The organism is Paenibacillus sp. Y859, assembly GCF_056786405.1.
Map to the genome: position 1 here is coordinate 538,200 of NZ_JBXCIZ010000001.1, position 22,748 is coordinate 560,947.

Consider the following 22,748-nt stretch of genomic DNA (forward strand, 5'->3'; position numbering starts at 1 on the left):
GTCACTCACCTTTTCCTGTTAGAGCTTGATAGATAACATCTACATTATGTCCATACATCCCGATATAAGTTCCCTCCTCTGTTCCCTCTGCACCCATAGCATCCGAGAACAACTCACCGCCTAATTCCACCTTGATCCCAGCGCTTGAAGCGCCTTCGATTACCGCTGTAATAGAACTTTTATTAATGCTACTTTCCACAAAGACAGCAGGGATCTGATACTCCATGAGCAGATCAATCGTCGATTGAATGTCAGATATTCCGATTTCAGCCTCTGTGCTCAACCCTTGAAGACCCACTACCTTCATATCGTACATCCGTCCAAAATATCCGAACGCATCATGTGCCGTAACGAGTACCCGTTGTTCGACGGGAATCTGTAATAACTTACTTTTCGTTTCTTTCTTCAATTCATCTAATTGCGCGAAGTAGGCCATCTTATTCGACTCAAAATACGCTGCATCCTCCGGAGAGACCTTCTTCAGTTCTTCCGTTGCAGCTTGTAGCCCCTGCTTCCAAAGATCAATATCGAACCATATATGAGGGTCGATCGCTCCTGTGTCATCCATAAGTAACTCTTCCTCAGGAATGCCTTCCGTAATTCCTAAAACAGGCTTAGTCTTGTTTATTTGTTCGAAGATCTCTCCCATTTTCCCCTCAAGATGATGTCCACTGTAAAAAATAACATCTCCGTTCGCAAGCTTCTGAATATCACCTTGCGTAGCATTATACAGATGGGGGTCAACTCCTGGTCCCATTAAGCTCTCCACATATACACGATCTCCACCGATAATCGATATCGGTTCAGCAATCTGACCAATCGTGGTCACGACTTTAATTTTATTATCAGCTACTGAATTCTCAGCAGTAGAACTACATGATGATAATAAAAGTGACAATCCTAAACCCATCATTAAAACCAATTTCATCTTCCTCATTCTTTTTTGCATGCTTTCTCACTCCTCAATTTTCTAAGTATGTAATTTATATTTACGCCCATGGAATCTTCACCCTAGCTATGAATGTTGCATCAAGGCAAAACTTGTTGTCATATACAAAAGTAATTCTAAATTGAAACTTTGTCAAGAGTTTTCTTGTACAGCTAGTACTACATTGAACCACCGATAAAACAGGAATACTTTCTGATAATCAAAAAAAGACGCCTTTCGGCGTCCTTGGTGAAAGAGTTTATATAATATAGTGAAGAAGGTTACGTTTACGCTGCCAATGATCCACAGTTTCGTTGGCAGATATGAGCTACAACAGCGAGACTATCACCAATAATCACCTTCCCCCACCACCATTCACTATTAGGTGCAATAAGTACATCTAAATTCAACCTAATTCCTCTTAAGCTAACTTTAGTTGCATGGAGTACATCTAAATTACTGGAAAATCTACTTTTTAGCGTTATCGCCATTTTTAACTGTAGGTTGTACAACTAATTCTCTCTTTTCCTACTTTTCCTGCTAATTAAGTGTACTTTCTGCATCTACTCAAGCCTCAACTTCACTACCTCCATGCGTGAAGTATTGTTCGTCACCCTAACGTCGCCACTCTATACATATTCTACTGAATTACATCCGGAATTTAAGATCTTTCATGGAATATAGATGGAATTTGGTGAGTGTCGTATCGGCTATTCATGGGATCGTAACAAGAGAATTTGCCGTTCTTCAACATTTAGATATTCTAATAAATCATGAATAAGCTCCGTGTATTCAAGATCTTTCTCTTGCTCTTTGTTAGCCTTATACTTCAATAAATATTGATGATTTTTATTTCTTTTCTTAAGTAGATCTAAACAATGATTGTGGGCAATTTTGTAAAGCCAGGCTGATAATGAAACAGTATTGGAAAAGCAATTGATATGCTGTAATCCTTTTAAAAATATATCCTGAGCTGCATCTTCAGCCTCTTCTTCGCTCTTGAGAAGGTAATAACAATACAAAAATATCTGTCTTTGAAACCTTTTTATAACAAAGGCATAAGCTTGCTTGTCTCCGGTTTGTACCTTCTCCACCACCGACTTTATTTCTATGTCTAAACTCCCATCTGATTTAGGTGATTCATTCATGTGATTCCCTCCTTTCTGTCCATATAACTGAAAATGATGGCTCTTTGTGACAGGTTGTATTTATTTTATTAATATAAATGTTGTAAACATGGAAAAACCCCTATTACGGGGCTGATCAACCATATCCAATTCTCGACTTTCCATTTCCTTTATGAGATTGTCTCTTCCTGCTTGTTGGTTATTTCACCGAAGTTACCGAAAGAATCACATAACTTATCCATCATATATATTGTTGCAACCTCACCATATCTCTACACTGTAATCCATTCTCCATTATCGGCTCATCATAATGATGCGTGAAATAATCCTTTTCGATACTTACGATTCTGAAACCACATTTCTGATATAGATATAACTGTGCGATGCTAGAGTTACCCGTTCCAATCTCCATACATGTATACCCTAATTCCTTGGAAGTCTGTATAGCATGATGAATTAATTGTTGACCGATCCCTTTGCCTTGTGAACATCCCTCTACAGCTATATTCATAATTTCCATCGTGTGCGGTCTTGTCGGTAGTAAAACATAAGTTCCTACAATCTCCCCATCTACCTCCTTCACAAAACACTTACTTCTTGTGATATAAGCTTGTATCGCTCGCTCTTCTGGATCGGCCAATAATAATAACTCCATCGGATACTTATCCGGATTAGTTACTTCAACTATCGTCATGCTAATCTCTCCTCACTTCTTGACAGAAGAGATCCTTTAACTTCTCGACCGTGTTCACAATATATGTAGGCTCACACTCCAATAATTCCTCACGATTACCATAACCATATTCAACAGCAATCGAGGCAATACCATTATGATTAGCCCCAATAATATCGTATTTACGGTCTCCAATCATGATCATGCGTGATTTATCAAGGTCATTCTCATCAATAATCGACCGAATGATTTCACTTTTATCAGACCGAGTATTATCCAGATTACTTCCATATATTTGTTGAAAAAACGAGTCCATCCCGAAGTGTCGAATGATCTTCTCTGCGTATACCGTTGGTTTTGAGGTTGCTACAATTAGCGTCTTCTTCTGATTGATTAATGTTTGCAGCAACTCTGGAATACCAGCATAGACCGCATTCTCATACAGACCTTGTTCTGCGAAATACTCTCTATAATATCCAATAGCCTTTTGGCAATCCAATTCCGAGAATCCATAAAACTCAGCAAAAGAATGCGCTAAGGGCGGACCTATGAATGGTTCTAGACTATCCAAATCATTTTCCACAATGTCAAATCTGTTCAGAGCATATTGGACACCCTGCGTAATACCCATCTTAGGATCTGTGAGCGTGCCATCTAAATCGAATAGTATATATTGAAATTGCATCTTAACACCCCTTCTAATTAGAATCTTGATCCTTCTGTTATTCTCTAGATTTCCAATCCATAGTGAACATAAACTTCATCTTTCTCATAACCATTCAACTCATAAAGCCTTTGTGCGTTTACATTATTTGAAGCAGTAGATAATTCAATACCTTTAGCTTTCGTTTTACGTGCAAAATGTGCTGCTTCATCTAAAAGTGATTGAGCAACGCCTTGTCGTCTGTATTTCTCAATAACAAATAAGTCGTTAAGTATCCATATTTTTCTCATCGAGACAGAAGAGAATGAAGGATACATCTGTATAAACCCAATGGACTCATCGGAAATCGTATCTCTAACTAACATAATAACGGATTCATTATTTTCAAATTTAGCAGATATGAAGGTGCGCGCTTGGTTCGTGTCAGAATCTTGTCCATAAAAAATTCGGTATTGATCAAACAGTAACACAACCTCTTCCAAATCTTCCATCGTAGCCTGAATAATAACATGCATACTTTAACACTTCCTCTTCATTTATTCCAAACAAGTAAGTATATCTCAGACTTTTCCCCGTCTCATCATTTAATCTGAAGAGAACTTTCGTCGAAACCGCATCATCCGAGATTTAGATGATTTAATCGCTGGGAATGATTTAGAATCGTTAATTTCAAGTAATCAAAGATTAACTTTAGCCCAAATCCGAAATATTCGTAATACTGACATCTTACCAAGTGGATACCGTTTAATCTAGCCCAATATTTCACGTTCTAAAAAGGCTATTTCTCTGTCAGATCGGACAGGAAAACAGCCTTTTTGTGTCATTTAAACAAGAAACATCTTTATTCATTTAATGTCGCAGCTTCCTTCAAAAATGTCAGATCTCTCTCTTTAATAAATTTTCCTGCATAATTTCTAGGATGGTCATTCTCCAAAAGAGAAATCGCCTCCGCCAAATCCACCCATTTCAACACAAACCCTTTACTTCTCTCATCTTTCGTTAAAGAAGGTTCTACTAATTCACCTATCATTTCAGCGGCATAACAATTCGATATTTGGAGAAGTCGATGATCCTTCCTATACTCAATAATCATACCTATTTCACCGAGCACAGTAACTTCTACACCTGCCTCTTCCATCAATTCCCGATTCAAGGCGCTCATGTAATCCTCGCCTTTCTCAATTCCACCACCTGGAAGCTTGTGATACTTATCCTTTGATACATAAATGATAGCAATTTGCTTAGATGAATTTGAGACAATCGCCCTCGATGATTTTCTCACATTAAATGTAATGTCCTGCAAGTTCATCTCTTCTCGAGTAATAACAGTATCGTCTATCTCTCGGATTAATTTCATTCTATGTTCTCCTCCTTTTCGTAATGTTCCAATCGCCGCTTCAAAAAAACTTATCCCATCATATTATATGACTCACTCTTTTGAATTAGTCACTTTCACACTAACATTACATAATAATAATTCGTTAGAATTATATAAATATCCTCTATTTATTATTCATATTAAATGAAGGATCCGACAACAAATAACCCGTAAGATGTTCACTTTGATGTCAATGTGTCCATCTTTCGGGTTATTCAAAATACAGAATTATAACAATCGAAGTGCCAATATCCCGACTAATGCTATCACCATACCTGTGACTTCTAGTCTACTAAATTTGACTTTCACAAATACCCGGGTATATAAAAGAATCATAAGTACGTTAATCGCCACAACAGCTGAGACAAGACTAGTAACACCATACTTAAATGCACTAATGATTAATATCATTCCAAAAAAATTGGTCAGACCAATCAACATTCCCCATAAGAACGTTCGCTTTTCAGACCAGCGGCTTGACTTCACTTGAACAACTTCAGTTGTTATAGCATTCTTACTCTTCTTATTCTTGTCAACAAGCCACCATACTGCAAAAAAGAATGAACCAATCGTAAACATATAAGATAACGTTGGAAACAGATCCGCTTCCAATTTAGTAGAATATTTACCTGCCATATCATTCATTCCAAAGAACAGCATAGCCAACAGTCCCCACTGAGCTCCTTGAAGATTACCTATCCGCAGGTCATTTGAATAACGCACTGTCAAAATACCAACAACGATGAGAACAAAAGCAAATAGTTGCCCTAATGTTAATGTTTCTCCCCACAATATATATGCTAGAACTACAACAACGACCGGCGGTAGTCCTGTCAAAATCGCAATGAGTGATGATTTCCCTACAGCGAATCCCTGAAACATACATGCGTTAGCAACAAATGAGAACGTCCCCATAAATAAACCCGTTAACGCACTAGCTGTCCAATCCTGACCAAACATAAAACTAGCAGACACACTTGCTACAGCGCCTGTGAAAAACACGCCGAACAGCATCAAATTCCGATCTATTCCTTGCTGTGAAGACCAATGATAGAAAATACCCCTTAGCCCGAAACAAAGGGCTGAAAGGGCCGCGAGTAACAGCCACATGATAAATTATGCTCCTTCAACTTGTTGTTCGATCCACAACTTTAGTTTTTATAATATAAGAATGTTAATTGTTTGCTTATATCGTCCATTCATCATGGATAATCCCTACCAAGACCCTTCTATCAGCTTCGCTCTCAAATACAAGACGTAAGCTCTGCCAGTCCATCCCTTCATACTGCGGGTCAAATCCATCGTAGTAATATTCAAAACAACGATGGCGTTAGGATAGATAGCACGGACATTATTCAATGTATTGCCAGTACCAAGCGTCTGATTGTAACTGATCTGCGGCGCTTTAGCAAAATCACTACTGTACACAAATCGATTATAGTAAGAGTCAAAAGTCCTCGAAATTGGAGTTCCAGTCCCATCTTCCAATCCCCAAATATACTTCTTATTGTCGTCAAATCCTTTGGCGATCCCCTCATGAGTTAACACTCGATCTTCGTCCAATTTGACATAGCCATAGGGAGAGAACCGAATACCCTTGTTCTGATTGCTCATATTCGACAGTGATATCAAATCTTTATTCTTTAATGCTTGAATCACCTTTTCCGCTATATCCGCAATGACCGATTTGGCTTTGGCTGATGAAAAGGTTGACTCAATAGCAGCTGTGCGTGTAGTTGCATCCCATTTAATTCTAGCGCCTAAGCTTTTAACAGCGAAACGAAGAGGTATGAATACTCTTCCTTCTCTAATTTCTGATACTTCCTTCAGTGCAGCTTCTTTGTCATTGACGACAGCTTGCTTACTCCCGACAGTAAGTTGTACTTTATGCTCTCCTTTACTAATATAATACCCTATTTCAATATATTAGGTCAGTCTATCTATGATAGCACGTACAAAAAAAGCCACAGAATATATTCTGGGCTCATTGTCCTCTTATAGAGAGGTTATTCAAGAAACCGATTTGCATGTCCCACTGGTACGATTGGCTTTACAGGAATGACATACTCCTTGAAAATCAAGACGGTGATCGGTAACTGTGAAGCCAAACTCGCGTTGGACGCGTATTTCTAACGGTAACAACCAATCTTCCTTAATTTCTTGCACATCTCCACATTCCGTACAAATAATATGATGATGGAAATGAGCTTGATCTTTACTACGTAAGTCAAAACGTGCAATGCCATCACCAAAATTAACTTTCTCAACTACACGAAGTTCTTTCAACAACTCCAAGGTTCGATATACTGTAGCAATACCCACTTCCGGAATTATACCTTTAACAATCATATAAATTTCTTCCGTCGTTAAATGATTCTCTTCATTCTCTAACAACACTTTTACCGTTGCTTCCCGTTGCGTTGTGAGCTTAAATCCTTTAGCAGTCAATTGTTTTCTGATTTCCTCGATGCGCTCTTTAATCATAGACCAACGACACCTCCTCAATCTTTTCTAATATTATATTTGTCATAAATTTTATTTATAATTATTATTATATGATAATAACATGAATCTGGTTGTATATCAAGATCATGGTTGCATCTTGCACTATAAAGCATAATAAGCACTTTTTGGGGGAGGAGAAATGAGAAGACATTGCAACGTTTAAATATTCCTTACTATGTAATATATGTTCACCCAAGTTCTCATGCTACTTACTAGCCTAGAGCTACACCGATGACGATCAAACTTCTGTTCAACGATGAAGGGACGGTTCTCGGAGCACAAGCAGTCAGATTCAACGGGGTCGACAAAACCTTCATAGGACGGATGTTCGGAGCCATGTTACCCCGCGGAAGTCGTAAATTATCGATATCCAAAATGATATGATGGGCATGGGTATCACACGAGAAGAATTAATCGATCACGTTCAGATCGGTGGAGTTGGTTATTATTGAGGAAAGGCAGACCAATCCGGTATTAATCTGTTTATCTAAGTAGGGACAGCTAAGCTTCCCTTGGCGAAAGAGTTCATGTGGTGGGTAGGAACGGATAGATATGGGCTACATCCGCTGTTAAAGGCGGAACGTAAACTTCATACCTATCCCCTTCTTTTGTTCTATTTCGAGGGGGTATAGCGATACTTTACTACAATATACGTCGTCAATGTGATAACACATAAGCTTATGAATAGGAGCAGCTTTTTCAAGTCTTGTCACATCCTAATCTAACAAAATCTCTTTATTGAGATCTCTCAGAAATTTAAACAATTCTTTTATTTGCTTCTCGGTAACTCTTTCTTCCGATAGGACTGGTAATTCATTCTCCTTAAAGAAATTCACTTCAGAAGTTTCTACTCCGCCAGAGGCATCTCCACCGGTAATCTCACACAAAATATATACTTTATAAACATGTAGCGCAGACGGTGGATGATCATGAAATTTCGTGTCCAAAATTCCTAGTAATCGAATGGTTCTAACATCATACCCCGATTCTTCTTTTATCTCTTTAATAACGACCTCACGTGGTGAGAGTCCTATATCTGCCCATCCCCCGGGTAATGCCCACGCCCCATCAAGCCGCTCTTTCACAAGCAAGATTTCATCATTCTGAAAAACAACTCCTCGCACATCCACTTTAGGTGTTGCATATCCCTTCTCACTCGCAAACAGTGTTCTGATCTTATCAATCTCCACATCTGTATATTCATTCAATATCGTAATACTAAGATCCCTTAATTGTCCGAAACGCTCCAGATCATAAACATCCTTGGAATATGCAAGCCCATTCTGACTAATTGCCTGGATTTGCTTCGCCCATTCAAGCCATTTCAGATTCATATCAATCACCCACCTCTATTTCTTCAATTAATTCCTTTGAGTCATTCTTCACACTTCCTACAGTAGATGACACAGGATAGGCGTGCATCTTATCGGCCTCATATGGACGAAGTAACGCCATTAGTGACGATTCATCACGATTATCTCGACTCAACCATTCCGCCTCGTCTTCGCGCCGCACAATGACTGGCATGCGATCATGTATGTCTGCGATGAGACTATTAGGTGTTGTCGTGATGATCGTACAGGTACTTACTTTCTTACCGTCGGGATCTATCCAAATATCATATAACCCTGCCATTGAGAAAATGTCTCCATCACGCATGACGATTCTCATCGGTTGTTTGCTACTACCTTCCTTCTTCCACTCGTAAAACCCATCTGCCGGGATAATACATCGTCTAGTACTAACAAGACGTTTGAACGAGGCTTTCTCCAACAACGTTTCTGCTCTTGCATTGATCATTTTACTGCCCAACTTCTGATCCTTCGCCCAGGACGGGACAAGACCCCAGCGGAGTTCTCCTAATCTATTCCCTGAACCATTATGTATGACAGCTGGGATGAGTTGCATGGGGGCTGCATTATATTTCGGGGCGTAGTGGATCATGGTCGAATCATTCGTTAAGTATCTGACTAACAACTCTTCCATAGAGACGGTTATTGTATATCGTCCACACATGTCAACACCTCCATAGTGTCTGAACCTCCTGATATGCTTCATGAGTCCCTATATCATAGCTATCCCCATCGGCATCGTATGCCCTGATCTCTTTGCGAGAATGTAACCATTCCGGGAAATAGCTAGGAGCGTCTGGATTATGTCCTTCACTTAAATACTGATCGAATAACGGTAACGTATCTTTTCTATAAATATAAATAGCAAACACACCTATATTCGTTTTCGGATGAACAGGCTTCTCTTCAAAAGATAATACTCTCTGTTCGTTATCTAACTCCACAACACCAACTCTTTGCAGGTCTTCTAATTCATCCAATTTCTGCACTAGAATACTGTCCCTATATTCCTTATAAAAGAATTGAATATAATCTCGAAGATCGAATGTGAAAATATTATCACCCGCTAGCACCATGAGATCATCTTGGATTTGCTCTTTCTCAATCACATAGTGAATATCTCCAATTGCCCCTAATTTATTCTCCACTGTTGTTGTGCCATCGTTAATGATATGAAGCCTTGTATTCGTCGTCCTTGAGTCAGCCCAATCTACGAACGCTTGGTAAAATTTATCGTTACTCACGATATAGATTTGTGATATCTCTTCAAGTTGTTCTAATTCATCTATCATATAGTCCAAGATACTCCGATTGCCAATGGGCAACAACGATTTAGGCTGATTTAATGTGAGTGGATACAATCTCGTTGCATACCCAGCAGCTAGGACTAGTGCGATCATATTAATCTCCTCTCAGATAGCTCTCCTATTGTATCAATAATACTTCTCTCCACATCAGTTCCCAGCGATATACTTTCCGTGGCATACTCGCCTAGTTCAGGATGATGACCAATTCTAACGGAATGCAGCGCAGCTTTAAACATACTAATATCATTGGCATCATTCCCAAAAGCTATAAATTGTTTCTCTTCAACTCCGATGGCTTGCAAAGCACTCCACTTATGAATGTTTCTAGGACTAATATCGAGCACATTCTCGTCTTTATGTTTATGCACAACCACATCAAGCTCCGCTAACTTTTCCGATAATTTCTCCATATTGGTCGCCGATAATATAAGTATTTTAACGATTCTTTCAAGAGATTCGACAGAAACCCTCTTAGCCAGTTTCATGGAATCTACATTATTTAAAATAGGATGATCCATTGCTCCAGTATATGCGTAATCCCAGTCACCATCGATTAAATAGGTAGCCTCATGATCTCGAATAAGCTCCTTGATCTGCCCTACTTGTTCCACCATAAATGAGTTTACGTGGATCACTTTTCCTTCTTTTGAAACAAGTGAACCATTCCCACCTATTAAGATATGATTATGAAACCTTTTATCAACAACGGGAAGCATATCGCGAATGGGTCGAGCTGAAGCGAAGATCACCTCATGACCTTCTTCTATTAGTTGTTCTAAACGCTGTACTATCCCTTCTGATATCGGCTGCCCTTTGAAACAAATCGTTCCATCCAAATCAAATACAAATTTCAAATTTTCATCTCCCGTAGTACTCCTTCTTATTTTATAGCCACGACTCTTATTCTCTTATAGTCAGCAACCCAAGATTCACCGTCAAATAATGACTTTCTAGCGATATCGGCTATTCTTTCGAAAACACGTTTCTTGTCTGACTCCGTGAAACCTTTAAAAAACACATCGGCTGCAAGTCCATTTAACCAATGTGCTAGCCCATTCTCTCCATCTTCCAGTTGTGTAGGACGGTCAAAGTGAACCGCGTAGGTTACTACGAAGCCCTGTTGTTCTAACAAATGGCTATATTCTCCTATACTCGGAAAATACCAAGGGTTAAGCTCGTTCGCATCCACACCATAATCTTGTGCTAGTACATCAGTAATAGACTTTACTATAATCTCTATATTACCCTTCCCACCAAATTCTGCAACAAAACGGCCACCCTCTTCTAAAGCATTCCAGACACATGATATAACGTTCTCTGCATTCTTGATCCAATGTAAAGCAGCATTCGAGAATACAGCATTTACTTGTTGATCCAATGAAAAATTCTCAGCATTTCCGCTAATAAATTTGATGTCAGGGTACTTTCTTCTCGCTCTGTCCATCATTTCTTCGGATAAATCCATGCCTGTGACTGAAGCCCCTAATTGTGCAATTCCAAAACTTAAATCACCTGTTCCGCACCCCAGATCTAGAATTCTTTCACCTTGCTGAACATTTAATATCTCCAATATTCCTTTTCCGTACTGTGAAACAAACCCTAATTTATCATCATATAATTCCGGTTTCCATTCATGTATTGATCCCATCATGTACATCCTCCTTCATGACAATAATGTTGTTGAAGGTATTATTACATAAAAATGGTTATTGTTGAAATATATAAAACAAATAGCACTTATAGTTTATAGTAATAAACAAAAGGACAATCCCATGTATGAGAGTCGAAACTATCGTTAGGATTATCTCCTAAGAAGAAGTACTCATTTACAGGTACCTGATTTCATTCGTTAAAACGACCGATGTTTGGATTTGTTTATCCGGGACATTCCAGTATTTACGTAATAACTCCTCTTTAGATTCATTAGATACGACCTGGAACCCATATTTCTCATAGAATCCAATTGCCCAGAATGCTGACTCCCAGGTGCCAATGAGTAAAGGCTTCTTTGTTAAAGAAACCAAATAAACTAATAACTTACCACCCAAACCGAGATTACGTTGATTGGTCCTCACATAAGCATGGCGTATAAGGGAAACATCACCTTTTTCTTGCAATCCCATCACGCCAACAACCTTGTTATCCACTACATACCCCCAGAAAAGCACACCATTATTCATTTCTTCATTTAACTCTTCAAGAGACATATAAGGTTCATGGTATCTATCTTCTGGGATGATCCCTTTATATGCTTGAGCGGCATCATTTATGATGTCATATATAGATTTCACATCTTGTTCGTTACATAACCGAATCATGGACACAACACCTCCGTTTATAAAAAGTCTCTATAATCATTAAAATTGAAATATAATACATTATGTATTCCATTATATAGGTTAAGTTGTATATCAAGCTAGTTGATTTCCTACTGATCAAAGATAAGGTAAGCATTTTTCAAAAGAAGGAGAAGAGAAGTCCAGGATGACTCTCGTCACTGGGCTTCTCCCCTATTTTGAGCATGCCATAAGATCAACCTAAATATCGATGATACAAGCTCTTAGCTTCAGCAATATCATTCGTTCCGTGTACCAACACTCTTCCATCTTGAAAAATAGCCAACCTATGATTACCTGTATATAACGAAACCAGGTATGGGTTATACTCTACTCGATATCCTTGTTGAGCGAAAACTGCAACGAGTTTCACTAAATCTCGTCTTATCGGTACGGGTGGTCGAATCTGAACCGTATCTCTTCCACATAAGACGGCTGTTCTCGTATGATTTGACTCAGAAAGATAGGGATAGGTCGGCTTTTCTCCGCAGGAAAGACATGACAGCCTCTTCATGCTATGTACATTTATGGAAGAGTGCTGATTACTCCATAGATCGAAAGAAGTAAGTTTATTACGTAATGAAGATACATCCCCTACCAATAACTTCAAAGCTTCTGCTGACTGATAAGCGATAACCATTTGTACAGCTGGACTAATAATACCCACCGTGTCACAGGTAGCTCCAGCTAACGGTACGGTTTCGAGTAAGCAGTTCAGGCAAGGAGTCTCTCCAGGAATAATGGTATATGTGATCCCATAGCTACCGACACATGCTCCATAAATCCAAGGTACACGAACCTTTTGAGAAACATCGTTCATTAGCAACCGAGTATCAAAGTTATCTGTCGCGTCAATGATCAGATCGACACCCAAGACCATATATTGTATCTCACTTGTCGTAACGTCCATTACATGTGCATTCACTTCCACCATCGAATTAATCTCCATCAACCTTTGCCTCGCTGCAATAGCTTTGGGTATGCGTTGCTCCGCATCCGCTTCACAGTATAGTTGTTGGCGTTGCAGGTTACTCCATTCCACGTAATCTCGATCAACAATCGTTATCTTACCTACACCTGCTCTTACTAGTGCCTCAGCATTTCCTGTACCTAATGCCCCTGCACCGATAATCAGGACATGCTTCGTACCCAGCTTATGCTGTCCCGATTCTCCTATCGGTGCAAATAGCTTCTGTCGTGAATATCGCTCGTTCAAGTGCTACTCCATCCTTCCATCGGACTACTAGCAGATGCATATCGCTTCTTCGGAATTCGACCCGCTTCAAATCCTAATCTACCCGCTTCAATCGCGAGTTTCATTGCTAGAGCCATCTTCACAGGATGCTGCGCTCCTGAAACAGCCGTATTCAGTAATACCGCATCGGCTCCAAGCTCCATAGCGAATGCTGCATCAGCAGGACTACCAATACCCGCATCTACAATGATCGGCACCGTTGCTTGCTCAATAATGAAGCTAAGATTTAAAGGATTAATAATACCCTGACCCGAACCTATTGGGGATGCACCTGGCATGATGGCATGAACACCTAATTCTTGTAGTCTTTTCGCTAATAACACATCATCTGATGTATAGGGTAGAACGATAAATCCTTCCTCTAGAAGCATTTCCGAAGCTTTTAACGTCTCCAGTGGATCTGGCAACAGCGTCTTCCAATCACCAATCACTTCGACTTTTATCATGTCGCACAGCCCAGATGCTCTCGCTAACTTAGCGATACGAACGGCTTCCTCTGCTGTTGAAGCACCTGCTGTATTCGGAAGTAATGTATATCTACTAATATCTAGCATTTCCAGAAAATTAGGCTGAGTCGCCTCAAATATGTTCATCCGTCTAACCGCAAACGTCAAGATTTGCGCCTCAGATACATCAACAGCTTCTTTTTGAATCTCAAAGCTTGGGAATTTCCCTGTTCCTAATAGCAATCTTGAACTAAATTCATGTGTTCCTATCTTCAACAAATTAGCCACCTCCTACGAAATGTACAATCTCAATTCGATCTCCATCTGCCAAGCATGTCGTCTCATGATCTGATTTCTCTAAGATCTGCTGATTCCACTCCACAATAACAACCTTAGATTCTAATTCATAATGCGACAATAATGCTGTAACTGTCGTACATGTATTAGCGACTTCGACCTGTTCACCATTAATTTGTAACTTTAGCATATAGTCACGACCTGTTCCCGCTTAACATTCTGATGCCGATCGACACGAAACGAATCTATAGACAAGTTCTTTTCCTTCTTTCCTTCAGCCCAATCTGCCACAATGCTACCCGTAATTGGCCCAAGTAGAATTCCTTTACGAAAATGACCCGTTGCTACATATAACCCTTTCAAAGTCGGATGCTCACCCAAATAAGGTAACCCATCTAATGTCTGCGGACGAAGACCACTCCAAGCCTGTTCCCACTCCGCCTCCACGATACCTGGTAAGATCCGTTTTGCAGCATCTAACAGTTTAGAAATCCCTCCAATTGTAGCCCTGCGATCATAACTATGTTCCACCATCGTAGCTCCAACTACGAGTCGTCCTCCTTTCTTCGGAACGAGATAACAACCATCACTAAACACGGTAGATTTCAATAACGGAGAATGACTAAGCACAGAGAAACACTCTCCTTTGACTGGATACATCTCACAAGTTAATCCAGCTTGCTTAAGCAGAGAATCACTCCAAGTCCCAGCAGATATCACAACTTGATTAGCGTGAAGCTCTCCTTCGCTTGTAACTACCCCAGTAATACGCTCTTGATCACAGAGAAGTGATTTAACCTCAGTAAATTCCTTTATTTCTGCTCCAAGTACTACCGCTGCCTTCGCCAATGCAAGACATAATTCAGGTGCATCAACATGACTATCTTCTTCTGCGAACATTGCTCCCTCTATATCTGCGGATATTTTGGGCTCACGTTGTCCTACCAGCTCTTGAGATAACCACTCCGCTTGTTCTCCCACTTGCTTTTGAAAAGCTAGAATACGCTGAACTTCTTGCATATCATCCTTAGTTGCAGCTAGCCGAAACATCCCTTTGCGTTTCAAGCCGATATCTATTCCAGTCAAGTCCTTTAAATCCTTCGCTAGCTGTGGAAATAACGTCCGACTGGCACGCGCCATCTCGAACATCGGGCCTGCTTCAGTGATCTCTGCCTGTACAGCAAGCATACCCGCTGCCGCACTCGAAGCTTGGCTACCCAAGCGATCTCGCTCTAATAAGATAACTTTCATTCCCCGCGCAGACATATAATAGGCAATTGAACTCCCAATAACACCGCCACCGATAATAATGACATCCAATTGTTTCATTCTAGTCAATAACCTCCTACTTTTTTTTAGCATAACCTTTCATATCCAATGCCTCTCGATAATTGTGTACTGCACTTAACGGATCATCTGCTGCAGTAATCCCTGATAATATTGCAATACCTGCTGCTCCAGTTGCGACAATCTGCTGCACATGATCGGGCTTAATACCTCCGATCGCAATAACTGGAATAGGAACACTTTTCACCACTTCCTTTAACTTCTTCGTTCCTCTAGCTTGCTGTCCGGGCTTAGAAGCTGTTGGGAAGATATGCCCAAACACTAGATAATCAGCTCCTTGCTCACTCATCTCCACTGCCTCTTGAACAGCGTGAACAGAACGTCCTATTCGCAATTCAGAGAAAGCTTTCCTCACTGCCTGCACTTCTAGGCTACGGTAGCTTAACTGGACTCCCCCAGTTCCAGCGGCATAAGCCACATCAACTCGGTCGTTTATGATCACTTTACTAAGGGGTACTCCACCTGCTCTTAAAGCCAATATCCCTGCCCAAAGTTCAGCTGCATGACTTGAGTTCTCCCTTATATGGAATGCTGTTACAAAAGGATGAATAAGTGTCGCAATCCTTGCAAAGTGTTCTAACTCAGACTGACCATTCGAGATCACATGTAATTCTCGTGCTGACATCGCACTCCCTCCCTATTTTCTCGTATGACGAATCTCAGATAAGATGGAACAGCGAAAAGGCCACCCTCTGCAATAGAAGGTGGCCTTTAACTATAGTCAAAAGAATGTAGACGTATATACGCATACAAAAATATCTTAACCAAAGCTCAAGCTCACTTCCCTACGCTGGTATAATCCAGATCAGGTTCAAAGGGTTTGGAATCACACATTCCGTCTCAGCCAAATAGCACCCCTAGTGATCTAACGTATTCAATTGGATACATACTAACACAATTATTGGAACTTTAGAATCTCTTTTTTTAGATTCTTTGAAATTGAGAACCCCACGAACTCCCCATTAAGATATTTTTATGGTATCTCTCTGCTAGCTTTCCGCCCATTCCTTAAAGATCTGTATCATCTCTTCTAAATTTCTCAATCCACCTGCACCTTCGAAATATCCATCCTTAATCCAACATCTCACCCAATCATGATCATCTCGATCAATAATAATTTCGTCTAACGTTTTTCCCTCTAATTCAGTCTCAAGTAAAGGTACCGTTAATCTCCATCCGGGAGTGTCTATCGATTCAATCTTCAAAATATGGGTCTGCTCCCACTCATCATCACAATAATTCTCATACCAACCTTCTAACCATTTCAGGTTGCTCATCTTCTTCCTCCTCGGTTAAACAAGTAATAATCCATAATACAAGAACAAGCGATCCCTGCCACATATCGGATTAAATCAATGACTAAGAAACCTTTTCCTAATATTAATGCTCCCAATAGTGTTGATCGTATTTCAATAATCCAATCCGCTTGATATAACTGACTGAATTCAATACTAAAGCTAAAGATTAAACTTAAACAAACAGACACAAGTAATCTTTGCTGTAAGAACAATATCCGACAACCGAAGTAAACCATACTTGCCCACAAAGCATCTCCGAAATGTCGTGATACAAATAAGGGTAATACATCTGAAAAGGTCCTCGAACAAATTCCTAAAGTCATTACTATAAAGAATAGAAATATGTATACTACTCTATTCTTCACTAACTTATCCAAATAACTGCTGCATATGCTCATTTAATGGTTCATTGTCCGAGAATAAATCGGGATACTCACGCAGCATTTCTGTAAGAACCTCAGTCATCTTGACCGTGTCACATACACGTACAACCGCATCACCCAATTGTCCGAAATACATCGCACCATGCTTCACCATCACGTCCTCAACCTTCCAGAAATACTCTGACCATGACTGTCCACAATGCCTACGGGATGGCACTTCAATCACGGTTCCATCAGCTAAGACGGTTTGCAACGGTTCAGGATCATCGGTCATTCTGCCTGGAATATCAACCCATTCCTCAATCCCATGCATGAACGTATTTCTGCGCAAGTCCACCCCTACGAGTAGAATGGTCGCCTGGCGATCCAATAATTTGCCCCATGCTGAACCTCTGGCACATGGTGTATCGAACACTTCATCACCCGTAGTGAATGATTCCGCTCCCTCACCCAAGGCCGCCACGGAATGCGTAGGATGCCAAGAGCGTATGACACCCGGTCGCTTACGGAATATTTCAGGAAGAATACCGATACAAGAAGGTGATTCTTCCACATAATATTTAGGATTGTTCGCATTTATATTAGCCCATGTATGAGTAGGTAGAGCTAGCAGTCCGTCTTCCATGAATTCTGACAACACGTTGAGGACCGTATCAGCCCCTCCTTCTACCTCACCTAAACTTTTCATGGAGGAGTGTACAAGTACGACACCTTCTTGGTTAATCTCCATTTGATTCATTTGTTCCAAAAGACTAGCGTGTGTATGCATAATTAAGTAATCTCCTTTATGTCGTTGATGTTATATGATGGACTTACACAACTCTATTATATCCCATCTCTAATTAGGTAGGGAGTCCACTCCATATCATTCGACAAGCTCGGGATCATTCCTTCTGCTTCCCCTTACCCATTGCCTCCATATATATTCGTGTCTCAGATACTACAACACCTGATAGACCTAGTAGTGCAATCAAGTTAGGGAATGCCATCAACGCATTGACAATATCAGCTAACAGCCAAATCGCATCCAATTTGATAAATGCTCCACCAGCTACTAATGCTATGAACAAGATACGATATGGTTTAATCCCCTTTACCCCTATTAAATATTCAACACATCGTTCCCCATAGTAATTCCATCCTAGAATAGTCGTAAATGCGAACAATACCAAACAGATGGTCAGTAAATCTGCTCCAAATGCAGGGAAAGCGCTGGCGAATGCTGCCTGCGTCATAAGCGCACCTTCGCTATTTCCATTCCATACTCCTGTTACCAATAAAGTCAGTCCGGTCAGATTACAAATAATAATTGTATCTATAAAGGTACCTGTCATCGAAATCAATCCCTGCTCAGCTGCCCATTTCGTTTTGGCTGCAGCTGCAGCGATTGGTGCGCTTCCTAAGCCAGACTCATTGGAGAAGATCCCTCTTGCAACACCACTGCGCATCGCAAGCATAATCGTCGCCCCGACGAAACCACCTGTTGCCGCAGTCGTTGAAAATGCAGATGTGAACACTAGAGCGATCGCGTGTGGAAGTTCCTCAGCGAAGGTGATTAGAACCCCTAGAGCAGCAAGAATATACAAAACGGACATGAATGGAACCACCTTCGTGGACACTTGAGCAATACTCTTGATCCCTCCAATGGTCACAATTCCTGTCAGCACCGCTAGAATAACAGCCGTTACTACGATGGGAACTCCAAAGCTCGCTTCTGTTGAGGATACAATCGCATTCACCTGCGGAAACGTTCCTATACCGAATAATGCTACTAATATACCACTTGCAGCGAACATGATTGCTAGCGGTTTAAAGCGAGGTCCGAGACCTTTCTCAATATAATACATCGGTCCACCCGAATAATTTCCATTCTTATCAATCGTGCGATACTTAACAGCCAACAATCCTTCTGCATATTTCGTTGCCATTCCTAGAAAGGCTGCAACCATCATCCAGAATAATGCTCCCGGACCACCCATCTTAATAGCTGTGGCTACACCAACAATATTACCTGTACCTACCGTTGCGGCCAGCGCTGTGCTTAATGCCCCAAAGCTGCTAACATCACCATCACCCTCATTGGGTGCTTTACCAATCAACTTGAGCGCCATCGGTAGACGTAGTACCTGAAGTAAATTCAATCGAATACTCAGCCAAATCCCTGTTCCCATGACTAGAATAAGTAAGGGTGCTCCCCATACCACGTTGCTAATTTTCTCTAATAATTCTAACATCTAAACCACTCCCCCAAATAATAATAAATAACAAAAAGAGCCAAATCAATTGATTTAGACTCTTAGAGAGAGGCACAGGATATAAGGTAACACAAATATTCCATCAATTAGTGAAAATAATCACAAATCATAGGTGATATCTACCATATTTTAATCCTGTCTCTGTCCTTTTGCCTGAGAGTTTAAGCAGATCTTCATCTGCCTTGCACCTTCGGCGCCCGTAAAATATAGGGTCTCTCCAGAGTTCTGTCCGTTCACGGTCCCGCTTCTACTAACCTAAGCACCTGAGAGCTTTGCCCCTTCGGTCGGAACTTGCATTCCATCTCCCGCAAACATCATCCAGCAATATGAATTTTCACTATTATACATAGTTATCAAGCTACTTCACAAGTGGACAATCTGTGAAGTAGCTTAATAATCATTCAACGGCACTCTATTTGCTATTAACTCAACTTTCGCAGAGAAAACTCGGCTTAACTATTTGATGTGCCTGGGTGATTTGTACGGGTTTCCGTATAGAACCTAAACTTGCTGCGCCAATTGAGTGCATTTTGTACGTTTTTTCGTATAAGACCCATCCTACTACTGCCAATTGACAGCACTTTATATAGTTTTTCATACAAACACCACGCTGCGACCATCCAAAAACAATTCCAGCAATAAATCACCAGTTTGTTCAAGGACATCAAGGTTTACCTGCCGAATTTAAGCTGCAAAAGTTGAGTTATTCTTCATTGAAAGTCAAAGAGCCCTCAAGATCATTGACCTTGAGGGCTCTTTAACTTCGTTGATCATTCTAAAATGATCCATCCATTTATACACGTTTATTTCTCCGTCCAGACCATCCATCCAATGCATGGCGAAGTGATTCTAACGGATGGCTCCATAACATGCGTGGTCCTGCATACTTCATAACAGCCTTAATCTGGACACGTCGATCTGCCTTGTAGCAGTGAACAGGGCAACGTCCGCAAGTCGTCTTATCCTCACCGAAACGGCACAGTGCAAGACGAGCATGAGCATAGCGAACTAGATCCTTGCAGTCAGTACACATTTCGTCTGAACCATTCTCCGTGTTCTCATTTCGAATATGTCCATGCCCCTTACAATATTTATGAATCATAATAGCTACGATATCTTTCTCCCTAACAATGCGTGGACCCCTATTTTCTAATGGTTTAGCCCGCCGCTTCGTACTGATTTCTTCCGATATGGTCACGCACCTCACTTTCAAGTAACCATATCATTATAATTCCAACCGGACTGTTCTAATATTAACTATATCTCACCTCTAAGATCCTCATTCTTGTTCTCCGATGGCTTAACCGCAAATAGGGTCAGCAATCCGCCAACTGCCGCGACTATCGCCATTATATCGAAGAGAATCCAGTGATCTATATTATGTAACAAGGATATAATAGGTGGTCCGAGTGATACCCCGATAAATCTCATACTGCTATATAAAGAGGTAATGGTTCCTCGCTGTTCTTTCTCAATCCCCTCCGTAATTAACGCATCCATACAAGGAAGTGCGAGCCCAATTCCTGCACCGCAAAGTGAAAATAAACTAATCACAAAAATAATTTGGCTACTAAAACCTATAATAACTAGGCAAACTGTTAATAAAGCCATTCCTGCAAATCCGGTCCATTTCATCAGCATCTTATTCTGGCCAATCACCTTCCCACTAATGTATGAGCACAGACAAAGCAACGCCAATGGGATCGCTAGCACCAACCCTTTAATAACGCCTTCTAGTTTATATTTCGACTCCAACGTCTCCGACAAATAGAACAGTACTCCAAATAGAATGAACATACATATACAACCCACAGCAAAGATCGCATAAACCCAACGGCCCTTTTCCTTCAATATGTCCTTTGTTCCCATCAAAAATTTCTTCAAAGAAACGCTAGACTCACCCTTATGTGGAGATTGAACTAGAAATATAACGAGCAGCAGAGAAATGAGACAGAGCACGGGTATACTAATAAAGGGTAAATACCATAGAACCATCCCGAGGGCAGCCCCAAGAATTGGACTAATAACCTTTCCGAATGTGTTGGCCGTCTCGATAATCCCAAGACCGTGACTGACGTCTTCTTCTTTCTCGAACATATCTCCAACCAAAGGAATAACGATAGGAAAAGCGCCGGCCGCACCAATCCCCTGTAGAAGCCTACCTGCTAGAATGATCCAGTATGCAGACATATCCTTTAATAACCAGGAAGCTACCGCAGAGACCGCCCCCCCTACAGCTGCTATAATTAAACTTGGAATAATGATTTTCTTTCTACCGAACCGATCTGAAAGATAACCTGCAATGGGAATAAACAGGATTGCAACAATCGCATACACCGTAATCAACATACTTACTTTAAAAGAACTTACGTGAAGTTCACGCGAAATTTGCGGCAAAATAGGAATCAGCATGGAGTTACCCAGCGTCATGATGAGTGGAATGGAAGCGAGTGCTACTAAGTCCCATTTCTTATTATCCATTGAATTAACCACCTTTGAGGTTCTGTAGACATATCTATTGTGGTTTAATTCATCCATTCATATTCACATACCATTTAATACATTTTATTTAGCCTGTCGAGCATACGGCATACTAATATAGATAGAATAGACGGTCCCGTAGGACCGCCTAACCTTATTCTAAGTTTGCATGATTACCGTACATCGCCTTACCGCTCAATGACTGCTTCTCCATCAGTCGCAAAATAACGGCATCACATACAAGTAATAGCATTTGCTCAAAGAGCGAACCCATCGGTTGAATTGTGCTTGATTCATTCTCCAGGTGATCCTTAGGTGCGCCAGGAAGCAGAACCATAATATGTGCTAGCTCACCAATTGTAGACGCTTGTGACAGCGTCAAAGCGGCTACAATTGCCCCCAAGCTTCGTGCCTTTTCAGCCATCGGCACAATCGACTTCGTCTCTCCCGAACCCGACCCAATTATAAGCAGATCTCCCTGAGCAAGACTTCTCGTTACCGTCTCGCCTACAACGTATACATCCAATCCGAGGTGCATCAGCCGCATTGCAAAGGCGCGCATCATCAGTCCAGAGCGGCCAGCACCAGCTACGAACACTCTTCCCGCCTCACTTATTCGCTCAACAAGTAGATCTAGCTGTTCATCCGCGAGCTGACTAGAAGCGTTGTCCAACTCCCTCAATATCGCAGCAACGTATGACTTCGTTTCCATGATT

The 22,748-nt window shown here is 40.8% G+C and carries 28 protein-coding genes, 3 pseudogenes and 2 riboswitches; of the genes and pseudogenes, 1 reads left to right on the plus strand and 30 read right to left on the minus strand.

The genetic code is table 11. The features are described from left to right. Position 1: 1 nt before the first annotated feature. The 11 genes and pseudogenes from AC1TO8_RS02770 to fur form a co-directional block, all read right to left on the minus strand. Positions 2 to 949 carry a metal ABC transporter solute-binding protein, Zn/Mn family gene (locus AC1TO8_RS02770; RefSeq protein WP_482054077.1) on the minus strand — a complete coding sequence of 316 codons (948 nt, stop codon included), beginning with the start codon at positions 947 to 949 and terminating at the stop codon, positions 2 to 4. 266 nt (positions 950 to 1,215) lie between these two features. Beyond that, positions 1,216 to 1,419, minus strand: a complete 204-nt coding sequence (locus tag AC1TO8_RS02775) for a hypothetical protein (RefSeq protein WP_482054078.1) — start codon at positions 1,417 to 1,419, stop codon at positions 1,216 to 1,218. 219 nt (positions 1,420 to 1,638) lie between these two features. Beyond that, the gene (locus AC1TO8_RS02780) at positions 1,639 to 2,076 is read right to left on the minus strand and encodes an RNA polymerase sigma factor (RefSeq protein ID WP_482054079.1); all 438 of its coding nucleotides are present in this window, start codon (positions 2,074 to 2,076) and stop codon (positions 1,639 to 1,641) included. Positions 2,077 to 2,296: 220 nt separating this feature from the next. Beyond that, on the minus strand, positions 2,297 to 2,749 hold the full coding sequence (locus AC1TO8_RS02785; protein WP_482054080.1) for a GNAT family N-acetyltransferase: 453 nt from the start codon (positions 2,747 to 2,749) through the stop codon (positions 2,297 to 2,299). Position 2,750: 1 nt separating this feature from the next. Continuing rightward, positions 2,751 to 3,413 carry an HAD family hydrolase gene (locus tag AC1TO8_RS02790; RefSeq protein ID WP_482054081.1) on the minus strand — a complete coding sequence of 221 codons (663 nt, stop codon included), beginning with the start codon at positions 3,411 to 3,413 and terminating at the stop codon, positions 2,751 to 2,753. 44 nt (positions 3,414 to 3,457) lie between these two features. Further along, positions 3,458 to 3,907: a GNAT family N-acetyltransferase gene (locus tag AC1TO8_RS02795; protein ID WP_482054082.1), complete on the minus strand. Its 450-nt coding sequence runs from the start codon at positions 3,905 to 3,907 to the stop codon at positions 3,458 to 3,460. Positions 3,908 to 4,233: 326 nt separating this feature from the next. Next, positions 4,234 to 4,749, minus strand: a complete 516-nt coding sequence (locus tag AC1TO8_RS02800) for an NUDIX domain-containing protein (RefSeq protein WP_482054083.1) — start codon at positions 4,747 to 4,749, stop codon at positions 4,234 to 4,236. 249 nt (positions 4,750 to 4,998) lie between these two features. After that, the gene (locus AC1TO8_RS02805; RefSeq protein ID WP_482054084.1) at positions 4,999 to 5,880 is read right to left on the minus strand and encodes an EamA family transporter; all 882 of its coding nucleotides are present in this window, start codon (positions 5,878 to 5,880) and stop codon (positions 4,999 to 5,001) included. Between the two features lie 105 nt (positions 5,881 to 5,985). Next, positions 5,986 to 6,384, minus strand: coding sequence for a hypothetical protein (locus AC1TO8_RS02810; RefSeq protein ID WP_482054085.1), 399 nt, complete (start codon positions 6,382 to 6,384; stop codon positions 5,986 to 5,988). A 114-nt stretch (positions 6,385 to 6,498) separates the two neighbouring features. Next, positions 6,499 to 6,693 (minus strand): annotated as a pseudogene (locus AC1TO8_RS02815) (copper amine oxidase N-terminal domain-containing protein); the annotation flags it as partial. A gap of 87 nt (positions 6,694 to 6,780) precedes the next feature. After that, positions 6,781 to 7,251 carry a ferric iron uptake transcriptional regulator gene (gene fur / locus AC1TO8_RS02820; protein ID WP_482054490.1) on the minus strand — a complete coding sequence of 157 codons (471 nt, stop codon included), beginning with the start codon at positions 7,249 to 7,251 and terminating at the stop codon, positions 6,781 to 6,783. A gap of 162 nt (positions 7,252 to 7,413) precedes the next feature. Between fur and AC1TO8_RS02825 the strand changes: the two are divergent. After that, positions 7,414 to 7,584, plus strand: a pseudogene (locus AC1TO8_RS02825) (CoA-disulfide reductase); the annotation flags it as partial. Between the two features lie 407 nt (positions 7,585 to 7,991). Here the strand turns inward: AC1TO8_RS02825 and AC1TO8_RS02830 are convergent. The 19 genes and pseudogenes from AC1TO8_RS02830 to hxlB all read right to left on the minus strand — a co-directional run bounded on the left by AC1TO8_RS02830 (position 7,992) and on the right by hxlB (position 22,744). Further along, a complete protein-coding gene (locus tag AC1TO8_RS02830; RefSeq protein ID WP_482054086.1) occupies positions 7,992 to 8,609 on the minus strand; it encodes an NUDIX hydrolase in 618 nt (205 codons plus the stop codon). A 1-nt stretch (position 8,610) separates the two neighbouring features. Beyond that, the gene (locus AC1TO8_RS02835) at positions 8,611 to 9,291 is read right to left on the minus strand and encodes an SOS response-associated peptidase (protein WP_482054087.1); all 681 of its coding nucleotides are present in this window, start codon (positions 9,289 to 9,291) and stop codon (positions 8,611 to 8,613) included. Position 9,292: 1 nt separating this feature from the next. Continuing rightward, complete coding sequence (locus tag AC1TO8_RS02840; protein WP_482054088.1) at positions 9,293 to 10,027, minus strand: nucleotidyltransferase family protein; 735 nt, start codon at positions 10,025 to 10,027, stop codon at positions 9,293 to 9,295. Then, entirely contained in the window at positions 10,024 to 10,788 is a 765-nt protein-coding gene (locus AC1TO8_RS02845; protein WP_482054089.1) for an HAD-IIB family hydrolase, read from the minus strand. The genes AC1TO8_RS02840 and AC1TO8_RS02845 overlap by 4 nt, the downstream gene beginning before the upstream one ends. A gap of 26 nt (positions 10,789 to 10,814) precedes the next feature. Next, on the minus strand, positions 10,815 to 11,585 hold the full coding sequence (locus AC1TO8_RS02850) for a class I SAM-dependent methyltransferase (RefSeq protein ID WP_482054090.1): 771 nt from the start codon (positions 11,583 to 11,585) through the stop codon (positions 10,815 to 10,817). 86 nt (positions 11,586 to 11,671) lie between these two features. Next, positions 11,672 to 11,743: pseudogene (locus AC1TO8_RS02855) on the minus strand (hypothetical protein); the annotation flags it as partial. 17 nt (positions 11,744 to 11,760) lie between these two features. Next, positions 11,761 to 12,252 carry a GNAT family N-acetyltransferase gene (locus tag AC1TO8_RS02860; RefSeq protein ID WP_482054091.1) on the minus strand — a complete coding sequence of 164 codons (492 nt, stop codon included), beginning with the start codon at positions 12,250 to 12,252 and terminating at the stop codon, positions 11,761 to 11,763. Between the two features lie 214 nt (positions 12,253 to 12,466). Next, positions 12,467 to 13,486: a thiazole biosynthesis adenylyltransferase ThiF gene (locus AC1TO8_RS02865; protein ID WP_482054092.1), complete on the minus strand. Its 1,020-nt coding sequence runs from the start codon at positions 13,484 to 13,486 to the stop codon at positions 12,467 to 12,469. Next, positions 13,483 to 14,250 carry a thiazole synthase gene (locus AC1TO8_RS02870; RefSeq protein WP_482054093.1) on the minus strand — a complete coding sequence of 256 codons (768 nt, stop codon included), beginning with the start codon at positions 14,248 to 14,250 and terminating at the stop codon, positions 13,483 to 13,485. The genes AC1TO8_RS02865 and AC1TO8_RS02870 overlap by 4 nt, the downstream gene beginning before the upstream one ends. A gap of 1 nt (position 14,251) precedes the next feature. Next, positions 14,252 to 14,458 carry a sulfur carrier protein ThiS gene (gene thiS, locus AC1TO8_RS02875; RefSeq protein ID WP_482054094.1) on the minus strand — a complete coding sequence of 69 codons (207 nt, stop codon included), beginning with the start codon at positions 14,456 to 14,458 and terminating at the stop codon, positions 14,252 to 14,254. Continuing rightward, positions 14,452 to 15,597 carry a glycine oxidase ThiO gene (gene thiO / locus AC1TO8_RS02880; RefSeq protein WP_482054095.1) on the minus strand — a complete coding sequence of 382 codons (1,146 nt, stop codon included), beginning with the start codon at positions 15,595 to 15,597 and terminating at the stop codon, positions 14,452 to 14,454. The genes thiS and thiO overlap by 7 nt, the downstream gene beginning before the upstream one ends. A gap of 16 nt (positions 15,598 to 15,613) precedes the next feature. Beyond that, positions 15,614 to 16,240, minus strand: coding sequence for a thiamine phosphate synthase (locus AC1TO8_RS02885; protein ID WP_482054096.1), 627 nt, complete (start codon positions 16,238 to 16,240; stop codon positions 15,614 to 15,616). Between the two features lie 140 nt (positions 16,241 to 16,380). After that, positions 16,381 to 16,484, minus strand: a riboswitch (TPP riboswitch). Positions 16,485 to 16,604: 120 nt separating this feature from the next. Then, on the minus strand, positions 16,605 to 16,892 hold the full coding sequence (locus AC1TO8_RS02890) for an immunity 53 family protein (RefSeq protein ID WP_482054097.1): 288 nt from the start codon (positions 16,890 to 16,892) through the stop codon (positions 16,605 to 16,607). Then, positions 16,889 to 17,236, minus strand: a complete 348-nt coding sequence (locus tag AC1TO8_RS02895) for a ribosomal maturation YjgA family protein (protein ID WP_482054098.1) — start codon at positions 17,234 to 17,236, stop codon at positions 16,889 to 16,891. The genes AC1TO8_RS02890 and AC1TO8_RS02895 overlap by 4 nt, the downstream gene beginning before the upstream one ends. 46 nt (positions 17,237 to 17,282) lie before the next feature. Further along, on the minus strand, positions 17,283 to 18,065 hold the full coding sequence (locus AC1TO8_RS02900) for an AAC(3) family N-acetyltransferase (RefSeq protein ID WP_482054099.1): 783 nt from the start codon (positions 18,063 to 18,065) through the stop codon (positions 17,283 to 17,285). 115 nt (positions 18,066 to 18,180) lie between these two features. Further along, complete coding sequence (locus tag AC1TO8_RS02905) at positions 18,181 to 19,530, minus strand: alanine/glycine:cation symporter family protein (protein WP_482054100.1); 1,350 nt, start codon at positions 19,528 to 19,530, stop codon at positions 18,181 to 18,183. A gap of 152 nt (positions 19,531 to 19,682) precedes the next feature. Beyond that, a riboswitch (glycine riboswitch) is annotated at positions 19,683 to 19,782 on the minus strand. Between the two features lie 562 nt (positions 19,783 to 20,344). Further along, the gene (locus AC1TO8_RS02910; protein WP_482054101.1) at positions 20,345 to 20,749 is read right to left on the minus strand and encodes a nitrous oxide-stimulated promoter family protein; all 405 of its coding nucleotides are present in this window, start codon (positions 20,747 to 20,749) and stop codon (positions 20,345 to 20,347) included. Between the two features lie 59 nt (positions 20,750 to 20,808). Continuing rightward, a complete protein-coding gene (gene bcbE, locus AC1TO8_RS02915) occupies positions 20,809 to 22,032 on the minus strand; it encodes a bacillibactin exporter BcbE (protein WP_482054102.1) in 1,224 nt (407 codons plus the stop codon). 154 nt (positions 22,033 to 22,186) lie between these two features. After that, positions 22,187 to 22,744 (minus strand): 6-phospho-3-hexuloisomerase, encoded by a 558-nt coding sequence (gene hxlB / locus AC1TO8_RS02920; protein ID WP_482054103.1) that lies wholly within the window; start codon positions 22,742 to 22,744, stop codon positions 22,187 to 22,189. Positions 22,745 to 22,748 lie beyond the last annotated feature (4 nt).